Raw genomic sequence first — 17791 nt, forward strand, 5'->3', positions numbered from 1 at the left:
ATTCTGCCTGCTAGATGGTGCGACGGACCAGCATTTCCTTGATCTTGCCGATGGCTGCGGACGGGTTCAGACCCTTGGGACAGACATCGGTGCAGTTCATGATGGTGTGGCAGCGGAACAGGCGGTACGGATCCTCGAGGTTGTCAAGGCGCTCACCGGTGGCGGCGTCGCGCGAGTCCACGATGAAGCGGTAAGCCTGCAGCAAGCCCGCGGGGCCCACGAACTTGTCGGGGTTCCACCAGAAAGACGGGCAGGCCGTGGAGCAGCATGCGCACAGAATGCACTCGTACAGCCCATCGAGTTCTTCGCGGGCTTCGGGCGACTGCAGGCGTTCGCGCTCGGGCGGCGGCGCATCATTGATCAGGAACGGCTTGATCGAATGATACTGGTTGAAGAAGTGCGTCATGTCGACGATCAGGTCGCGCACCACGGGCAGGCCGGGCAGCGGACGCAGAACGATAGGCTGCTTCAGGTCGCGCAGGTTGGTGATGCAGGCCAGGCCGTTCTTGCCGTTGATGTTCATGGCGTCGGAGCCGCACACGCCTTCGCGGCAGGAGCGGCGCAGCGCCAGGCTGTCGTCGACATCGCTCTTGATGCGCACCAGCGCATCAAGCAGCATCTTGTCGGTGGGCTGCAGCTCGACCTCGAGCTTCTGCATATAAGGGCGCTCGTCCTTATCGGGATCGTAGCGGTAGATTTCAAACTTGACGATACGTTTTTCGCTCATTTCACTATCCTGCTTAGAAGGTCCGGGCCTTGGGCGGGAAGCTCTCGACAGTCATCGGCTTCATCTGCACAGGCTTGTATTCAAGGCGGCTGCCCTCGGAGAACCATAGCGTGTGGCGCAGCCAGTTCTCGTCGTCGCGCTCGGGGTGGTCGTCGAGCGCATGTGCGCCGCGGCTTTCAGTACGGTTGGCCGCCGACTTCGTGGTGGCGCGCGCCACTTCGATCATGTTTTCCAACTCGAGCGCTTCCATACGCGCGGTGTTCCACACCTTGGACTTGTCCTTGAAGTAGACGTTCGCGACGCGCTTGGCGATTTCTTCCATGTCGGACACGCCTTCGTTGAGCAGCTTGAGCGTGCGGAACACACCGCAGTGCGCCTGCATGCTGTTGCGCATGGCGTTGTGCACCTCGTAGACGTTCTCGCCCGACGTGCGGGTTTCGAGGCGGTCGACGCGGGCCAGCGACTGATCGATGGACGACTGGGGGATGCTCTGGTGCGAGTGCTGGCGCTCGGGGTGCGTGCCGACGATGTGATTGCCGGCGGAACGGCCGAACACGATCAGGTCAAGCAGCGAATTGGTGCCCAGGCGGTTGGCGCCGTGCACGGAGGTGGCGGCGCATTCGCCGATGGCATACAGGCCCTGGATCGGCTTGCTTTCGCCATTGACCCAGTTCATGACCTGGCCGTAGATATTGGTGGGGATGCCGCCCATCTGGTAGTGGATGGTGGGCACGACCGGAATCGGTTCTTTGATCGGATCGACGTTGGCGAACTTGATGGCGATCTCGCGGATCGAAGGCAGGCGCTTCATGATGGTTTCGGCGCCCAGGTGATCGAGCTTGAGCGTGACGTAGCTGCCGTCACCGCAACCGCGGCCTTCTTTGATTTCCTGGTCCATCGAGCGCGACACGAAGTCGCGCGGCGCGAGGTCTTTCAGGGTGGGCGCGTAGCGCTCCATGAAGCGTTCGCCGTCTTTGTTGAGCAGGATGCCGCCTTCGCCGCGCACGCCTTCGGTGATCAGCACGCCCGCGCCGGCCACGCCGGTCGGGTGGAACTGCCAGAACTCCATGTCTTCGAGCGCGATGCCGGCACGCGCCGCCATGCCCAGGCCGTCGCCGGTATTGATGAAGGCATTGGTGGATGCGGCCCAGATACGGCCGGCGCCGCCGGTTGCCAGCACGGTCTGCTTGGCTTCAAGCACGTAGATGTCGCCGGTTTCCATTTCGAGGGCGGTGACACCCAGCACATCGCCGGCTTCGTTGCGCAGCAGGTCGAGCGCCATCCATTCAACGAAGAACTTGGTGCGAGCGGCAACGTTGCGCTGGTACAGCGTGTGCAGCATGGCGTGACCGGTGCGGTCGGCCGCTGCACAGGCGCGCTGGACGGGCTTTTCGCCGAAGTTGGCGGTGTGGCCGCCGAAGGGACGCTGGTAAATGGTGCCGTCGGCGTTGCGGTCGAAGGGCATGCCAAAGTGCTCAAGCTCGTAGACGGCATGGGGCGCTTCGCGGCACATGAATTCGATGGCGTCCTGGTCGCCCAGCCAATCAGACCCCTTGACGGTGTCGTACATGTGCCAGTACCAGTTGTCTTCGCTCATGTTGCCCAGCGAGGCACTGACGCCGCCCTGCGCGGCCACCGTGTGCGAGCGCGTAGGGAACACCTTGGACAGCACGGCCACGGACAGGCCTGCCTGCGCGAGTTGAAGGGAGCAACGCATGCCGGCTCCGCCGGCGCCCACGACCACTACATCAAACTGGCGGCGTGGTAAGGAAGTATTGACAGCAGCCACGGCTTATAGACTCCAGATAATTTTTGCGAAAAAGACGATCGAGGCCACTAGCCAGAGGACCGTGAGCACCTGCAGGAACAGGCGCAGACCTGCGCCGCGGACGTAGTCCATCCAGATGTCGCGCACGCCGATCCAGGCATGCCAGCACACTGCCAGGAAGGCGAGCGTTGCGAGCAGTTGGCCGACGGGCAATGCGCCCCAGGTGAAGGAAAACAACTTGCGCCAGCTTTCGAAGTTGAGCTCGGGGGTGAACAGAATGCCCAGCCCAAGTACGACGGTGTACACCGCCATGATGATGGCGGTGACGCGCTGAACGAGGAAATCGATCGTGCCGTAGTGTGCGCCCACGACAAGGCGCTTTGTGCCAGTGAGTTCTTTTGCCATTACCAGGCCCCAAACAGTTTAAGACCGAAAACCAGCGTCAGGGCGAGGCTGACGCCGAACACGATACCTGCGGATTTCTGCGCGGTATGCTTGTCGTTGCCGATGTGCAGATCGAGCACCAGGTAGCGAATGCCTGCGCAGAAGTGATGCAGGAAACCCCAGATCAGGGCCAGTAGGATGATCTTGCAGATCGGGCTGGACACCCAGGCGCTGATCCCGGCAAAGCTTTCGGGCGACGTGAGGCTGGCCGACAACAGCGGCAGGATCACCAGAGGAATACAGAGGAAGATCAGCGCGCCGCTGACGCGGTGGAGAATCGAAGACTTGCCGGCCAGCGGCAGGCGATAGGACATGAGCTGCGACACGCTTAGATTGCGGTACTGCGGACGCGGCTTGGTGGCAGAGTCGGACATAATGGCCTCGAGTTAAACAAACGTAATCGGTACGACAAATGGCAACCGGTATTTTCACCGATTTGGCGGGGTGGTATCAAATGACCACCCGGCGCGCCGAGTTAATTCAAGCTGTTTCGATAGTGGAACCGTTCGGTGAGATAAAGGCCGCGCCGCACTTCCATGGGCCGGTCGCCGTAGGTGAAGGAGACGCGTTCGACACGCAGCAGGGAGGTGCCCGGCGCCACCTGCAGTAGCGCGGCCTGCTCTTCGGTGGCGGAAACGGCCTTGATTTTTTCTTCGGCACGCACCATGCTGACGCCAAACTCGCTTTCGAACAAGGCGTAAAGCGGGCTACGGTAGCGCTCGAGCGAATCGGCTGTGAGCCCCTTGAACACGGCGCCGGGCAGCCAGATGTCGTCAAGTATGGTGGGCGCATCATCGAATGACAAGACGCGGCGTACATTTACAACCGGGTCGCCGTTGCGCAGGTCGAGCAGTGCGGCAATGTCGGCCGGCGCCTTGATGCGGCGGCAGTCGAGGATACGGCTGCCCGAGACACTCTGGCGCCCGTCGTCGGGCGTGAGGCGCAGGAAACGGAAGCGTACACGGGCCTCGTGATGAGTGGCCACGAATGTACCCTTGCCCTGCCGGCGCAGCAACAGGTTTTCGGCCGCGAGTTCGTCGATTGCCTTACGCACAGTGCCCTGGCTGACCTGGAAGCGTGCGGCAAGGTCGAGTTCGCTGGGGATGGCTTCGCCGGGCTTCCATTCACCCCGGTCAAGGCTTTGCAGCAGCAAGGCCTTGATCTGCTGGTAGAGCGGGCTGAAGGCCGCGCTGCCGGCAGAGCGATCGTGCGCAAGGCTACGATCTGGTTGGGGGGAATCGGACATGTTTCTATCCAGGCTGAGCAAACTTTATAATTTTCGCATGTTGACGCATTTCTGTCTAACACTCTTCTGTCTTATATAAGACATAAGACGTTTGACCACGGCACAATTATTCGCTACTCTTTTTGGCTGTTTGCGCATAACGATGCACCGACGTTTCGCGCCAAAAGAATTAAACTGGCGGCTGTCCTTACATCGCTAAATGTAGCGTCGATTCCTCATCCAATATCGGGAGATTCTCAATGTCCAAACCCGCCATGCGCGTGGCCGTCACCGGCGCGGCCGGCCAGATCGGCTATGCACTGCTGTTCCGTATCGCATCGGGCGAAATGCTCGGCAAAGACCAGCCTGTCATCCTCCAGCTGCTCGAAATCCCCAACGAGAAGGCCCAGGCCGCGCTCAAGGGCGTGATGATGGAACTGGACGATTGCGCTTTCCCGCTGCTGGCCGGCATGTCGGCACACAGCGATCCGCGCGAAGCGTTCAAGGATGTCGACGTCGCCCTGCTGGTCGGCGCACGCCCCCGCGGCCCGGGCATGGAGCGCAAGGATCTCCTGCACGTCAACGCACAGATCTTCACCGAGCAAGGCAAGGCCCTGAACGAGGTCGCCAGCCGCAACGTCAAGGTGCTGGTGGTCGGCAACCCCGCCAACACCAATGCCTACATCGCCATGAAGTCCGCGCCCGACCTGCCCGCCAAGAACTTCACCGCCATGCTGCGCCTGGACCACAATCGTGCCCTGTCGCAACTGGCAGCCAAGTCCGGTAAACCCGTGGCCGACATCGAAAAACTCATCGTCTGGGGCAACCATTCGCCCACGATGTACCCCGACATCCGCTTCGCCACTGTTGGCGGCCAAAGCCTGGCCAAGCTGATCAACGACGATCAATGGAACCGCGACACCTTCATCCCCACAGTGGGCAAGCGCGGCGCGGCCATCATTCAGGCGCGCGGCTTGTCGTCGGCCGCATCGGCCGCCAATGCCGCAATTGATCACGTGCGCGACTGGGTGCTGGGCTCGAACGGCAAATGGGTCACCATGGGCATTCCCTCCGACGGCTCCTACGGCATCCCCGAAGGCATCATCTACGGTGTGCCCGTCATCACCGAAAATGGCGAATACAAGCGTGTCGAAGGCCTGGAGATCGACGCTTTCTCGCGCGAGCGCATGGACTTCACGCTGAACGAGCTGCTTGAAGAACGCGAAGGCGTTCAAGAGCTGCTGAAGTAAAGCAGCACGTTTGCGTCCGCACACCAGAAACGGTGTGCGAAGCGCAGGATACGGGCAATGAGGCATCCCTCATTGCCCGTTTTTTTATGCCGCGGCGCTGTCTCGGTGGCCCGCGATTTTCCAGCCTTCTCGAACTGGGCGTCACATACATAGGGCGCCTCTACTGCCGCTACGTATACGACCGCAGTTTGCGCCACAGTGTGGTGCGGCTGATGCCTAACGCCACCGCAGCCTGCTCACGGTTGCCGCCGCATGCGTCGAGCGCCGCCAGGATGCGCACCCTTTCTGCCGCGTCTCGGCTGCTGCGCAGATCGGCGTGCATGCCACCCTCGCTGCCTGGCTCCTCATCCCGCAAAACACGCCCAGCGTTTAGCTGTGACGCACCACCAGCGGCAAACGCGAAGGACACGGCCGCGTCGCCCATAACCATTGCCGCTGCTTGCTCGCTTGCTCCTGCCGGCACAAATAGTTCAGGCGCGATATTGCGCAGTGCAGCGCGGGCCGCATCGCCACCGCCCCCACCCACCGGCTCGTAAAACACCATCGCACGCTCGATCAGGTTTTCCAGCTCACGGATATTGCCCGGCCAGGCATAGTTTTTTGACGCCTCGACAATGGCGCGCACCATGGCATCGCGGGCGGCCGCCGTCCCGGGCGACGGATCGGCCGTGCGCAGGCGCGCTGCGATCTTGTCGCGCAAATGCGCGGCCAGCAGCGGCACATCGCCCTGGCGCGCCCGCAGGGGCGGCAGTTCCAGGCGCAAGATGTTCAAGCGGTAGTACAGATCGCCGCGAAAGCGGCCATTGCGCGCCAGACTGCCCAGGTCCTGGTGCGTAGCGGCAATGACCCGCACATCCACAGGAGTGGGTTCGGTGGCGCCAATACGCAGAATCTCGCGCTCCTGCAGCACCCGCAGCAGACGCGTCTGCAGCGACAGCGGCATTTCGCCGATTTCGTCCAGAAAAATGGTGCCGGTATGCGCCGCCTCGAAAAGGCCAATTTTTCCGCCACGGCTTGACCCCGTGAAAGCGCCGTCGACATAACCGAACAACTCGCTCTCGAGCAGCGCATCCGGAAATGCGGCACAGTTGATCGCCACAAAAGGCTGCGCACGCCGCGCGCTGGCGTTGTGAATGCCTTGCGCCAGCAGCTCCTTGCCCGTGCCACTTTCGCCACTGATGAGCACAGTCGCGTCATGGCGCGCACAGACGCGGGCATGATCGCGCACGCGCGCGGTAGCCGGGCTCTCGCCAATAATCTGGTCCAATCCGTAGCGGGCCGTATTGGTGCGCGGGCGGCTGCGCGAGCGCAAGCTGCGATCTAGCCGCTGAATGGCCACCGGGTCCTGGCAGACCAATACCGCGCCCGTTTGCCTGCCCTGCTCCAGCACGGGCAGGCGGCTGAGCACCACTGTCTTCCCGCCCAACTGCGCCACGCACTCCACATCGGGCTGGCCGGTGCGCAGGGTCTCTTGCAGGCTCAGGGCGGTGTTCACGCTGCTCAGGCGCCGCCCCACCACCGCTTCGGCAGGCTGGCCGATCAGCACCGTCATGGCAGGGTTGACCGTTTCAACCCGCTCTTCCAGGTCAACCGCAATCACACCGTCGCGCAGCCTGCCCAGGATGCTGTTGAGCTTGTCACGCCGGGCGGCTTCCAGGCGCGAAATGCGTGCCACCTCAATCGCATCCTCAATCGCCTCACGCACGGCGCCCTGCGAATACAACAGAATGCCTTCCATGCCGTAGGAGCGCGCGAGGTCAACAACCAGGCCATGGCCGACGACTGCATCCACCCCCAGCGCCAGCAATTCGCGCACACAGGCTTCGGCTTCGTCTTCTGTGGTGTAGGCACGCAATTCGAGCGCCAGGGAGAATAGCTCGTTGAAATGACGCAGCTCGGTGGGTACCGAGCCATAGGACACCAGCGCAATGCGCCGGGCATCCCGGGATGCCTGCGCCAAACCGCGAAGCATATCGAGCCCGCCCGCCTTGACTAGCACCACGGGGATATCCAGATGCTGGCGCAGGAACGTGCCGTTGGAGCCCGCAGACACAATGGCGTCGATGCGGCGGGCCTGGCGCATGGCCGTGATGCCGTCCACTGCCTCGCCATATGCCTTGTCGAGCACCGCGATCTCGGCCACCGTACTGTATTGCGGCGCCAGCGCCTCAAACAATAGCCGCACTTCGTGCATGCCTACGGCAACCAGGCGTAGCCGCGCATCGGGGGTGGGAGCGAAAACAGCAGCCATATATAACTTACCTTTTATGCCTGAATGCACGGAAACCAGCGCGCCTGAAGCGCCACGAAGCTTGAAACGCCCTTGAAACGGAAGTGAAACATTATTATTCCATAAATGAAACACAATAAATTGCCCGCATGCATCTACCGTTCGCCCATCAGCACCTTGCACAGCGATTCCGCTTGCACGCAAGCACCATATCCTTTCCAATCAATGCATTACACCGGGTGCGGCGCCCCCACCACCCCGCTGGGCGGCCAGTCATTCAAACTGGCATGCCCTTTGCTTACTAAAGGCTACCAACAGCTGATGCGCCACTGATTGAACGCGATGCGCGCCGGGCTTCCGCAGCGGGCAAAGTGCCGCGGTATGCACACACGACGCTCATCACACGACAACACACCGCAAGACAAGGACCTTACCGTGACCACATCCACTTCGACACTCGCTACAGCCGGCGCGCGATTTCGCCAGGCACTCCGTGAAGAACAGCCCCTGCAGGTGATCGGCGCCATCAACGCCAACCATGCGCTGCTGGCCAAACGCGCCGGCTATCGCGCCATTTACCTGTCGGGTGGCGGCGTGGCCGCGGGCTCGCTGGGCCTGCCCGATCTTGGCATCAACACGCTGGATGACGTACTTACCGACATTCGCCGCATCACCGATGTCTGTGACCTGCCACTGATGGTAGACATCGATACCGGCTTTGGCCCCTCGGCATTCAACATCGCCCGCACCATCAAAAGCCTGATCAAGTTCGGGGCCGGCGCCTGCCACATCGAAGACCAGGTCGGCGCCAAGCGCTGCGGCCACCGACCCGGCAAAGAAATCGTTTCCGCCGGCGAGATGGTGGATCGCATCAAGGCCGCCGTCGATGCGCGCACCGATGACAGCTTCTTCATCATCGCCCGCACAGACGCCATCGCGGTCGAAGGCGTGGACAAGGCACTCGACCGTGCGCGCGCATGCGTAGAAGCCGGCGCCGACGGCATTTTTGCGGAAGCCTCGTATGACCTGGCCACTTATGAGCGTTTCAAGAAAGAATTGAACGTCCCCATCCTCGCCAACATCACCGAATTCGGCAAGACGCCGCTGTTTACCCGCGACGAACTGGCGGGCGTCGGCGTGGATATCGTTCTCTATCCGTTATCTGCCTTCCGCGCCATGAACAAGGCGGCCGAAACCGTATACGAAGCCATCCGCCGCGACGGTCATCAAAAGAACGTGCTCGACATGATGCAGACGCGCGACGAACTGTACGACCGTATCGGCTACCACGCGTTCGAATCACGCCTGGATGCCCTGTTCCAGCAGAACAAGGGCGGCCAATAAGTCGGCGCATGCCGGAATGAGCGCCGGCATTACCGATACGGCAAGGTACGCGCGCCGGAGCGCCGACGCGCCCACCCACGCGTTATTCGGCTATTCTTCAAATGTTTGGCCAGCGCATTTTTCGTCCCGCCAGACGACGTCCGGGCGGGCTTCAGGATTCTTAGTTAACCCAGGAGTTGAGACATGGCAACACGTGCAGCAAGAGCAGCAAAATCGACGCAAGCGGCCCAGGCCGCTGCGGAACAGCAAGTCTCCAGCCAGTCGGCCGCCGCTCCGGCGGCCGGGCCCAAGCCCAAGAAGTCGGTCGCACTGTCGGGCGTGGTCGCCGGCAATACCGCGCTGTGCACGGTAGGCCGCAGCGGCAACGATCTGCACTACCGCGGCTACGACATTCTCGACATCGCCGACACCTGCGAGTTTGAAGAAGTGGCTCACCTGCTGGTGCACGGCAAGCTGCCCACCAAGAGCGAGCTGGCAGCCTACAAGGCCAAGTTGCGCAAGCTGCGCGGCCTGCCGGCACAGCTTCAGTCAGCCCTTGAAGCGCTGCCTGCCGCCAGCCACCCGATGGATGTCATGCGCACCGCGGTGTCCGTGCTTGGCTGCGTGCTGCCCGAGAAAGACGATCACAACCTGCCCGATGCACGCGACATCGCCGACCGCCTGATGGCCAGCCTGGGTTCGGCCTTGCTGTACTGGTACCACTTCAGCCACAATGGCCGCTACATTGACGTCCAGACTGACGACGACAGCATAGGCGGGCACTTCCTGCACCTGCTGCACGGCGAAAAGCCCAGTGACGAGTGGGTGCGGGCCATGCACACGTCGCTGATTCTCTACGCCGAACACGAGTTCAATGCGTCCACCTTCGCCAGCCGCGTCATTGCAGGCACAGGCTCCGACATGTACTCCGCCATCGCTGGCGGCATCGGCGCACTGCGCGGGCCTAAGCATGGCGGCGCCAACGAGGTCGCCTTCGAGGTCCAGAAACGCTACGAAACCCCCGACGAAGCCGAGGCCGACATTCGCCGCCGGGTGGAAAACAAAGAGGTCGTCATTGGCTTTGGCCATCCGGTCTACACGGTTTCCGACCCGCGCAACAAAGTGATCAAGGAAGTGGCCCGCAAGCTCTCCAAGACACAAAGCAGCATGAAGATGTTCGACATCGCGGAACGCCTTGAAACCGTGATGTGGGACATCAAGAAAATGTTCCCCAACCTGGACTGGTTCTCCGCCGTGTCGTACCACATGATGGGCGTGCCCACGGCCATGTTCACGCCGCTGTTCGTGATCGCACGCACGGCCGGCTGGTCGGCGCATATCATCGAGCAGCGCGTCGACAACAAAATCATCCGGCCCACCGCAAACTACGTCGGCCCCGAAGACAAGAAGTTCGTGCCGCTGCGCCAGCGCAAATAAGCGCTGCGCACTCCACACCGCGCGCCACGTGCCGGCCGCCTTGCGCAGGCCGCCGGCACCCGCGCATCCGGCGGCCACCCGCACTGACCATTTCTGTTTTTCGCACACCATGAACACTGCATACCGCAAACCCCTGCCAGGCTCCGGGCTGGATTACTTCGACACGCGCGAGGCGGTCGATGCCATCCGGCCGGGCGCTTATGCCACCCTGCCCTATACCTCGCGCGTGCTGGCCGAGAACCTGGTGCGCCGCTGCGATCCGGCCATACTGACGGATGCGCTGCGCCAGATTATCGACCGCAAGCGAGAGCTGGATTTCCCGTGGTATCCGGCGCGCGTGGTGTGCCACGACATTCTTGGCCAGACAGCATTGGTAGACCTGGCTGGCTTGCGCGATGCAATTGCCGACAAAGGCGGCGACCCTTCGCAAGTAAACCCCGTCGTACCCACCCAACTGATTGTTGACCACTCGCTGGCAGTGGAATACGGGGGCTACGACAAAGATGCCTTTGCCAAGAACCGCGCCATCGAAGACCGCCGCAACGACGACCGCTTCCACTTCATCAACTGGACGAAAAAGGCGTTCAAGAACGTCGACGTCATCCCGCCGGGCAATGGCATCATGCACCAGATCAATCTGGAGCGTATGTCGCCGGTCATCCAGGCCCGCGACGGCGTGGCCTTTCCTGACACGCTGGTGGGCACAGACAGCCACACGCCGCATGTGGATGCGCTGGGCGTGATTGCCATCGGCGTGGGCGGCCTGGAAGCGGAAAGCGTGATGCTCGGCCGCGCGTCGTGGATGCGCCTGCCCGATATCATCGGGGTCGAACTGACGGGCCGGCTGGCGGCGGGCACCACCGCCACCGACCTGGTTCTGGCACTGACCGAATTCCTGCGGCAGCAAAAGGTGGTGTCATCCTATCTGGAGTTCTACGGCGAGGGCGCCGCCAGCCTGACGCTGGGCGACCGCGCCACCATTTCCAACATGACGCCCGAATACGGCGCCACGGCGGCGATGTTCTACATCGACAAACAGACCATCGACTACCTGCGCCTGACGGGCCGCGACGATGAACAGATCAGGCTGGTGGAAACCTACGCCAAGCAGGCCGGCCTGTGGGCCGACAGCCTGCGCAGCGCCGAATACGAGCGCGTGCTGAAGTTCGACCTGTCCACCGTTGTGCGCAACATTGCCGGCCCGTCCAACCCGCATCGCCGGGTGCCAACCTCTGAACTGGCCGCGCGTGGCATCGCCGGCAAGGTCGAGAACGAGCCAGGGCTGATGCCCGACGGCGCGGTGATCATTGCCGCCATCACCAGTTGCACCAACACCAGCAACCCTCGCAATGTGATTGCCGCCGGGCTCCTGGCGCGCAACGCCAACGCACGCGGCCTGACACGCAAGCCCTGGGTGAAAACCTCGCTCGCGCCCGGCTCCAAGGCGGTACAGCTTTATCTGGAAGACGCGGGCTTGCTGCCCGAGCTGGAGCAATTGGGCTTTGGCATTGTCGGCTTTGCCTGTACGACGTGCAACGGCATGAGCGGCGCGCTCGATCCGGCGATCCAGAAAGAAGTCATTGAGCGCGACCTGTACGCCACGGCGGTTCTGTCAGGCAACCGCAACTTCGATGGCCGCATTCACCCCTATGCCAAGCAGGCCTTCCTGGCCTCGCCGCCGCTGGTCGTCGCTTACGCCATCGCAGGCACGATACGCTTCGATATCGAGAAAGACGTGCTCGGCACAGACCGCGAAGGAAAGCCGGTCAGGCTCAAAGATATCTGGCCCACCGACGCCGAAATCGACGCCATCGTCGCGTCCAGCGTCAAACCCGACTACTTCCGCAAGGTGTACGAACCCATGTTCGGCGCCGGCGTGCGCAGCAATGAACAAATCAGCCCGCTCTATGAATGGCGGCCGATGAGCACCTACATCCGCCGCCCGCCCTACTGGGAAGGCGCACTGGCGGGCGAGCGCACGCTCAAAGGCATGCGGCCGCTGGCTGTGCTGGGCGACAACATCACCACCGATCACCTGTCTCCGTCCAATGCCATCCTCGCCAACAGCGCGGCGGGCGAGTACCTGGCGAAGATGGGCCTGCCCGAGGAAGACTTCAACTCCTACGCCACACACCGGGGCGACCACCTCACCGCGCAGCGCGCCACCTTTGCGAACCCCAAGCTGCTCAATGAGATGGTGCGCGAGAACGGCGAGGTGAAGCAGGGTTCGCTGGCCCGCGTCGAGCCCGAGGGCAAGGTGACCCGCATGTGGGAAGCCATCGAAACTTATATGGAGCGCAAACAGCCGCTGATCATTGTGGCCGGGGCCGACTACGGCCAGGGCTCTTCGCGCGACTGGGCCGCCAAGGGCGTGCGCCTGGCTGGCGTGGAAGCCATCGCCGCGGAGGGTTTCGAACGCATCCACCGCACCAATCTGGTCGGCATGGGCGTGCTGCCGCTGGAATTCCTGCCTGGCACCAACCGCAAGACCCTGGGCATTGACGGCACAGAAACCTATGATGTCGAGGGCACGCCCGCACCACGGGCCAAGCTGACGCTGGTCATCCACCGCCGCAACGGCGAGCGCATTGATGTGCCCGTCACCTGTCGCCTTGATACGGCCGAGGAAGTGTCCATCTACGAGGCCGGCGGCGTGCTGCAGCGCTTTGCGCAAGACTTTCTCGAATCCTCGGCGGCTGCCGGCAAATCGGCCGCCGCCCAACGCTAATTGGCATCACTGCAACCATGGCACACCCACCGCAAATCAAAATACCCGCCACCTATCTGCGCGGCGGTACCAGCAAAGGCGTGTTCTTCCGCCTGCAGGATCTGCCCGAGGCCGCGCAAAAACCCGGCCAGGCGCGCGACGCCCTGCTGCTGCGCGTCATTGGTAGTCCTGATCCCTACGGCAAGCAGACCGACGGCATGGGCGGGGCCACCTCCAGTACCAGCAAGGCAGTCATCATTGCCAAGAGCAGCCGGCCCGATCACGACGTCGACTATCTCTTCGGCCAGGTATCCATCGACAAACCATTCGTGGACTGGAGCGGCAACTGTGGCAACCTGTCGTCGGCGGTGGGCCCTTATGCCATCAGCAATGGCTTCATCGAGTCTGCACGCATTCCGCGCGACGGTATGGTTACCGTACGCATCTGGCAGGCCAACATCGGCAAGACGATTGTCGCGCACGTGCCCGTTGTAGACGGACAGGTGCAGGAGACAGGTGATTTCGAACTCGATGGTGTGACGTTCCCGGCAGCCGAAGTTCAGCTTGAATTCATGGATCCTGCCGCCGATGATGGCGACGGGGGCGGTGCCATGTTTCCCACGGGTAATCTCGTGGATGAACTCGACGTACCCGGGATCGGCAAGATCAAGGCTACGCTGATCAACGCCGGCATTCCGACTGTATTTGTGAACGCGACGGACATCGGCTATACCGGCACGGAGCTGCAGGAGGCTATCAATGGCGATCCCGGCGCATTGGCCAGGTTCGAAACCCTGCGAGCCTACGGCGCGTTGCGCATGGGGCTGATCAAGCACCTGGATGAGGCGGCGCAGCGCCAGCACACGCCCAAAGTTGCATTTGTCGCACCACCGGCTGATTATGTCGCTTCCAGCGGTAAACAGATCGCCGCCGGCGACATCGATTTATTGGTGCGGGCACTGTCCATGGGCAAACTGCACCACGCCATGATGGGCACCGCCGCCGTTGCCATCGGCACCGCCGCAGCTGTTCCCGGGACGCTGGTCAATCTGGCTGCCGGCGGCGGCGATCGCGAAGCGGTGCGCTTCGGTCATCCATCCGGCACCTTGCGCGTTGGCGCTCAGGCAGCAAAAGAAAATGGCCAGTGGGTGGTGCGCAAAGCAATCATGAGTCGCAGCGCGCGCATATTGATGGAAGGCTGGGTCCGCGTTCCCGGCGACACGTTCTAGGACAGCAAAGCCTTGCGTCTGGTGCGCACTACCTGAATCATCCGAAGTAATCGCAGTATCCGCGCATTTGTAGTGCTCGCAGTATGTCCATATTCGCATCGCCGCAGACATAGACGCCTGCGGCGATGCCTCGTCTTTATCTATCCAGCAACACAGGAATTATTATGTCTGCGCCTATTTCCAACGTCCGCCCCGCTCCCGATCAGGTTCTGGTCGATATCGTCGACTACGTGCTCGATTACCAGATCACCAGCACCCTGGCCTACGAAACTGCCCGCCACTCCATGATCGACGCATTGGGCTGCGGTTTCGAAGGCATGGCGTACCCTGCCTGCACCAAGCTGCTCGGCCCCATCGTGCCCGGCACCATTGTCCCCAACGGCGCCAAGGTGCCCGGTACGCAGTTCCAGCTCGACCCGGTGCAGGCAGCGTTCAATATCGGCGTTATGATCCGCTGGCTCGATTTCAATGACACCTGGCTGGCCGCCGAATGGGGTCATCCCTCGGATAATCTGGGCGGCATCCTGGCCATGGCCGATTGGCTGTCGCGCACAGCTGTCGCGGCCGGCAAGGCGCCGCTCACCATGCGCGACGTGCTCACCGGCATGATCAAGGCGCACGAAATCCAGGGCTGCATTGCGCTGGAGAACGCGTTCAACAAAGTGGGGCTGGATCACGTCGTCTTGGTCAAGGTGGCGTCCACCGCAGTCGTGTCGCAGATGCTCGGCCTGAACCGCGAGGAAATTATCAACGCCGTGTCGCTGGCATGGGTGGACGGCCAAAGCCTGCGCACCTACCGCCACGCCCCCAACACCGGCAGCCGCAAGAGCTGGGCGGCGGGCGACGCCACCAGCCGCGCCGTGCGCCTGGCCCTGATCGCGCGTACCGGCGAAATGGGTTATCCATCCGTGCTCACCGCCAAGACCTGGGGCTTCTATGACGCCCTGTTCCGCGGCCAGTCCTTCAAATTCCAGCGCCCCTACGGCAGCTACGTGATGGAGAATGTGCTGTTCAAGATCTCTTACCCGGCCGAATTTCACTCGCAAACGGCGGTGGAGTTGGCCATGCAGATCCATGAAACGCTCAAGGCATCGGGCAAGACCGACGCCGACATCCGCAAGATCACCATCCGCACCCACGAAGCCTGCATCCGCATCATCGACAAAAAGGGCCCGCTCAACAACCCCGCCGACCGCGACCACTGCGTACAGTACATGGTGGCGGTGCCCATTATTTTCGGGCGCCTGACTGCGTCCGACTACGAAGACGCCGTGGCTGCCGATCCGCGCATCGACGCGCTGCGCGCCAAGATGGAATGCGTGGAAGACCCAGCCTTTACCGCGGACTACCACGACCCCGAAAAACGCTCCATCGCCAACGCACTGACGGTCGAGTTCAACGATGGCAGCAAGCTCGACGAGTTGGTGCGTGAATACCCGATCGGCCACAAGCGCCGCCGCGCCGAAGGCATCCCGCTGCTTGAGGAAAAATTCCGTACGAACCTGGCGCGTCATTTTCCGACCAAGCAGCAGCAGCGCATTCTCGATGTGTCGCTGGATCAGAAGAAACTCGAAGCAATGCCTGTGCACGAATATGTAGACATGTTCGTCATCTGATATCGTCGCACCACGCCGGGATCGGCGCGAGCACGCCAACCGGGCGCGGGGGTTATCCCCCGCGCCCGGTTTTTTTGTTCGTCGGGTCCGTTGCACTGGTTGCCCCTCTTGCGTACCCCTCCCCTTTCGCTCCCGATAACGACAAATCCACAACAATCGTGGAGGCAGTCTGAAAATTCCTCTGGAAAAATCGGAAACGCTTATGTACTATAGTACTATATAGTTCATAAATGAAAATACACCTGCACGGAAAGAGGACGACATCGTGAAACAAGGCAAAAATCTCATCGTGTTCATGTCGGATGAGCACAATCCCAAAGTCCTGGGCAGCTACGGCAACACCCTGGTCAAAACGCCCAATCTGGACGCCCTGGCCGCTTCGGGAACACGTTTCAGCGCTGCATATTGCACCAGCCCGGTCTGCATTCCCGCCCGCGCATCGTTCGCGACGGGTAAGTACATCCACCAGGTTGGCTATGCCGACAACGCCGACGCCTATGACGGCAAGGTGCCGAGCTGGCACCACATCCTACGCGAGCGTGGGCACCGCGTGGTCTCTATCGGCAAGCTGCACTTCGTCGGCATGGGCGTGGACCACGGTTTTTCCGAAGAAATCATCCCCATGCATATCATCGAAGGCAAGGGCGATCTGATGGGCTTGGTACGCTCCGATCTGCCCGTGCGCAAGGGTGCCTACAAAATGGCCAATCTGGCCGGCCCGGGCGAAAGCCAGTACACCTTCTATGATCGTGAGATCGCGGCGCGCGCCCAAGTCTGGCTGCACGAAGAAGCGCACAAGCACAGCGACAAGCCGTGGGTACTATTCGTATCGTTCGTCGCCCCGCACTTCCCGCTCACTGCGCCGCCCGAGTTCTACTATCAGTATTACGGCAAAGTACCACTGCCCAAGCTGTATAGAAAGGAAGAGCGCCCGCAACATCCCTATCAGCGCGATTACCGGGGCAGTTTCAATTACGACGATTATTTCGACGAAGAAAAGCTCAAACGGGCTCTGGCGGGCTACTACGGCCTTTGCTCATTCCTGGATCACAATATCGGCCTGGTAATGAATGCCCTGCGCGAAACGGGGCTTGATGCCAACACCGACATCATGTACACCAGCGATCATGGCGACAACCTCGGGACGCGCGGAATGTGGGGCAAATCCACGCTGTTCGAAGAGGCGGCCGGCGTACCCCTGATCATCGCCGGGCCTGATATACCCAAAGGCGTGGTGGTCGATACCCCCGTCAGCCACGTCGACGCTTTCCCGTTCATTCTGCAGACCACTGGCGTGCGCGATCCCGCGCTGACGCGCGGCTACCCGGGCGTGTCTCTGTTCGACATCGCCAACGGCGCCCTGCCCGACCGCAACGTCGTCGCTGAGTATCATGGCATGGGCTCGGCCACAGGCGCATTCATGATTCGCCATGGCCGCTACAAGTATATTTACTACGTCGACTATCCAGCCCAGCTGTTCGATTTGGAGGCCGACCCCGAAGAGATCCACGATCTAGCGCTGGATCCCGCCCACCTGAGCACTCTCCATGAATGCCATCAATGCCTGCTGGCGATCTGCGATCCGGACGAGGTCAACCAACGCATTCGTGAACGCCAGACCGAACTGCTCGCCCAGAACGGCGGCCGTGAAGCGGTGATTGAACGCGGCGACCTTGGCTTCAGCCCCGCTCCCGGGGCCGCCATCGTCTTCGACTGACGTGCCGTGAACCCGCACCGGGCGCATGCGCCCGGTGCGGTCAATATATTTCAGCGAATAGGCAGGGCACCGCACCCGGGTGCCTTGGCGGTCGCCGTCGCCGATGGTGCTGTCAGAT

The 17791-nt window shown here is 61.9% G+C and carries 13 protein-coding genes; 7 read left to right on the forward strand and 6 right to left on the reverse strand.

From position 1 onward, the window contains the following. Window positions 1–10: 10 nt before the first annotated feature. The 5 genes from LOL23_RS09470 to LOL23_RS09490 all read right to left on the reverse strand — a co-directional run bounded on the left by LOL23_RS09470 (window position 11) and on the right by LOL23_RS09490 (window position 4185). Window positions 11–727, reverse strand: a complete 717-nt coding sequence (locus LOL23_RS09470; protein WP_160979802.1) for a succinate dehydrogenase iron-sulfur subunit — start codon at window positions 725–727, stop codon at window positions 11–13. A gap of 13 nt (window positions 728–740) precedes the next feature. Then, on the reverse strand, window positions 741–2516 hold the full coding sequence (gene sdhA / locus LOL23_RS09475) for a succinate dehydrogenase flavoprotein subunit (protein WP_160979800.1): 1776 nt from the start codon (window positions 2514–2516) through the stop codon (window positions 741–743). A gap of 3 nt (window positions 2517–2519) precedes the next feature. Further along, window positions 2520–2900 carry a succinate dehydrogenase, hydrophobic membrane anchor protein gene (gene sdhD / locus LOL23_RS09480; RefSeq protein WP_160979798.1) on the reverse strand — a complete coding sequence of 127 codons (381 nt, stop codon included), beginning with the start codon at window positions 2898–2900 and terminating at the stop codon, window positions 2520–2522. Then, window positions 2900–3313, reverse strand: a complete 414-nt coding sequence (sdhC, locus tag LOL23_RS09485; protein WP_160979796.1) for a succinate dehydrogenase, cytochrome b556 subunit — start codon at window positions 3311–3313, stop codon at window positions 2900–2902. The genes sdhD and sdhC overlap by 1 nt, the downstream gene beginning before the upstream one ends. A 101-nt stretch (window positions 3314–3414) precedes the next feature. Next, window positions 3415–4185 (reverse strand): GntR family transcriptional regulator, encoded by a 771-nt coding sequence (locus tag LOL23_RS09490; RefSeq protein ID WP_160979794.1) that lies wholly within the window; start codon window positions 4183–4185, stop codon window positions 3415–3417. A 239-nt stretch (window positions 4186–4424) separates the two neighbouring features. Here LOL23_RS09490 and LOL23_RS09495 point away from each other — a divergent pair, with 239 nt between their 5' ends. Then, window positions 4425–5414, forward strand: coding sequence for a malate dehydrogenase (locus LOL23_RS09495; protein WP_160979792.1), 990 nt, complete (start codon window positions 4425–4427; stop codon window positions 5412–5414). A 169-nt stretch (window positions 5415–5583) separates the two neighbouring features. On the opposite strand, the gene prpR is transcribed toward LOL23_RS09495, so the two are convergent. Further along, the gene (prpR, locus tag LOL23_RS09500; RefSeq protein WP_160979790.1) at window positions 5584–7665 is read right to left on the reverse strand and encodes a propionate catabolism operon regulatory protein PrpR; all 2082 of its coding nucleotides are present in this window, start codon (window positions 7663–7665) and stop codon (window positions 5584–5586) included. Window positions 7666–8079: 414 nt separating this feature from the next. Here prpR and prpB point away from each other — a divergent pair, with 414 nt between their 5' ends. From prpB to LOL23_RS09530, 6 genes are all read left to right on the forward strand, one after another. Then, complete coding sequence (gene prpB, locus LOL23_RS09505; RefSeq protein WP_237173517.1) at window positions 8080–8988, forward strand: methylisocitrate lyase; 909 nt, start codon at window positions 8080–8082, stop codon at window positions 8986–8988. Between the two features lie 183 nt (window positions 8989–9171). Beyond that, on the forward strand, window positions 9172–10404 hold the full coding sequence (gene prpC, locus LOL23_RS09510) for a bifunctional 2-methylcitrate synthase/citrate synthase (protein ID WP_160979786.1): 1233 nt from the start codon (window positions 9172–9174) through the stop codon (window positions 10402–10404). A gap of 109 nt (window positions 10405–10513) precedes the next feature. Beyond that, window positions 10514–13132, forward strand: coding sequence for a Fe/S-dependent 2-methylisocitrate dehydratase AcnD (gene acnD, locus LOL23_RS09515; protein ID WP_237173518.1), 2619 nt, complete (start codon window positions 10514–10516; stop codon window positions 13130–13132). Window positions 13133–13149: 17 nt separating this feature from the next. Continuing rightward, window positions 13150–14340: a 2-methylaconitate cis-trans isomerase PrpF gene (gene prpF, locus LOL23_RS09520; RefSeq protein WP_160979782.1), complete on the forward strand. Its 1191-nt coding sequence runs from the start codon at window positions 13150–13152 to the stop codon at window positions 14338–14340. A gap of 164 nt (window positions 14341–14504) precedes the next feature. Further along, window positions 14505–15956 (forward strand): bifunctional 2-methylcitrate dehydratase/aconitate hydratase, encoded by a 1452-nt coding sequence (locus LOL23_RS09525; RefSeq protein WP_160979780.1) that lies wholly within the window; start codon window positions 14505–14507, stop codon window positions 15954–15956. Window positions 15957–16218: 262 nt separating this feature from the next. After that, complete coding sequence (locus LOL23_RS09530) at window positions 16219–17673, forward strand: sulfatase family protein (RefSeq protein WP_160980021.1); 1455 nt, start codon at window positions 16219–16221, stop codon at window positions 17671–17673. The last annotated feature ends 118 nt before the right edge of the window (window positions 17674–17791 follow it).

The organism is Paracandidimonas lactea (assembly GCF_021653995.1).
In the GTDB taxonomy this organism is placed as follows: Bacteria; Pseudomonadota; Gammaproteobacteria; order Burkholderiales; family Burkholderiaceae_B; genus Allopusillimonas; species Allopusillimonas lactea.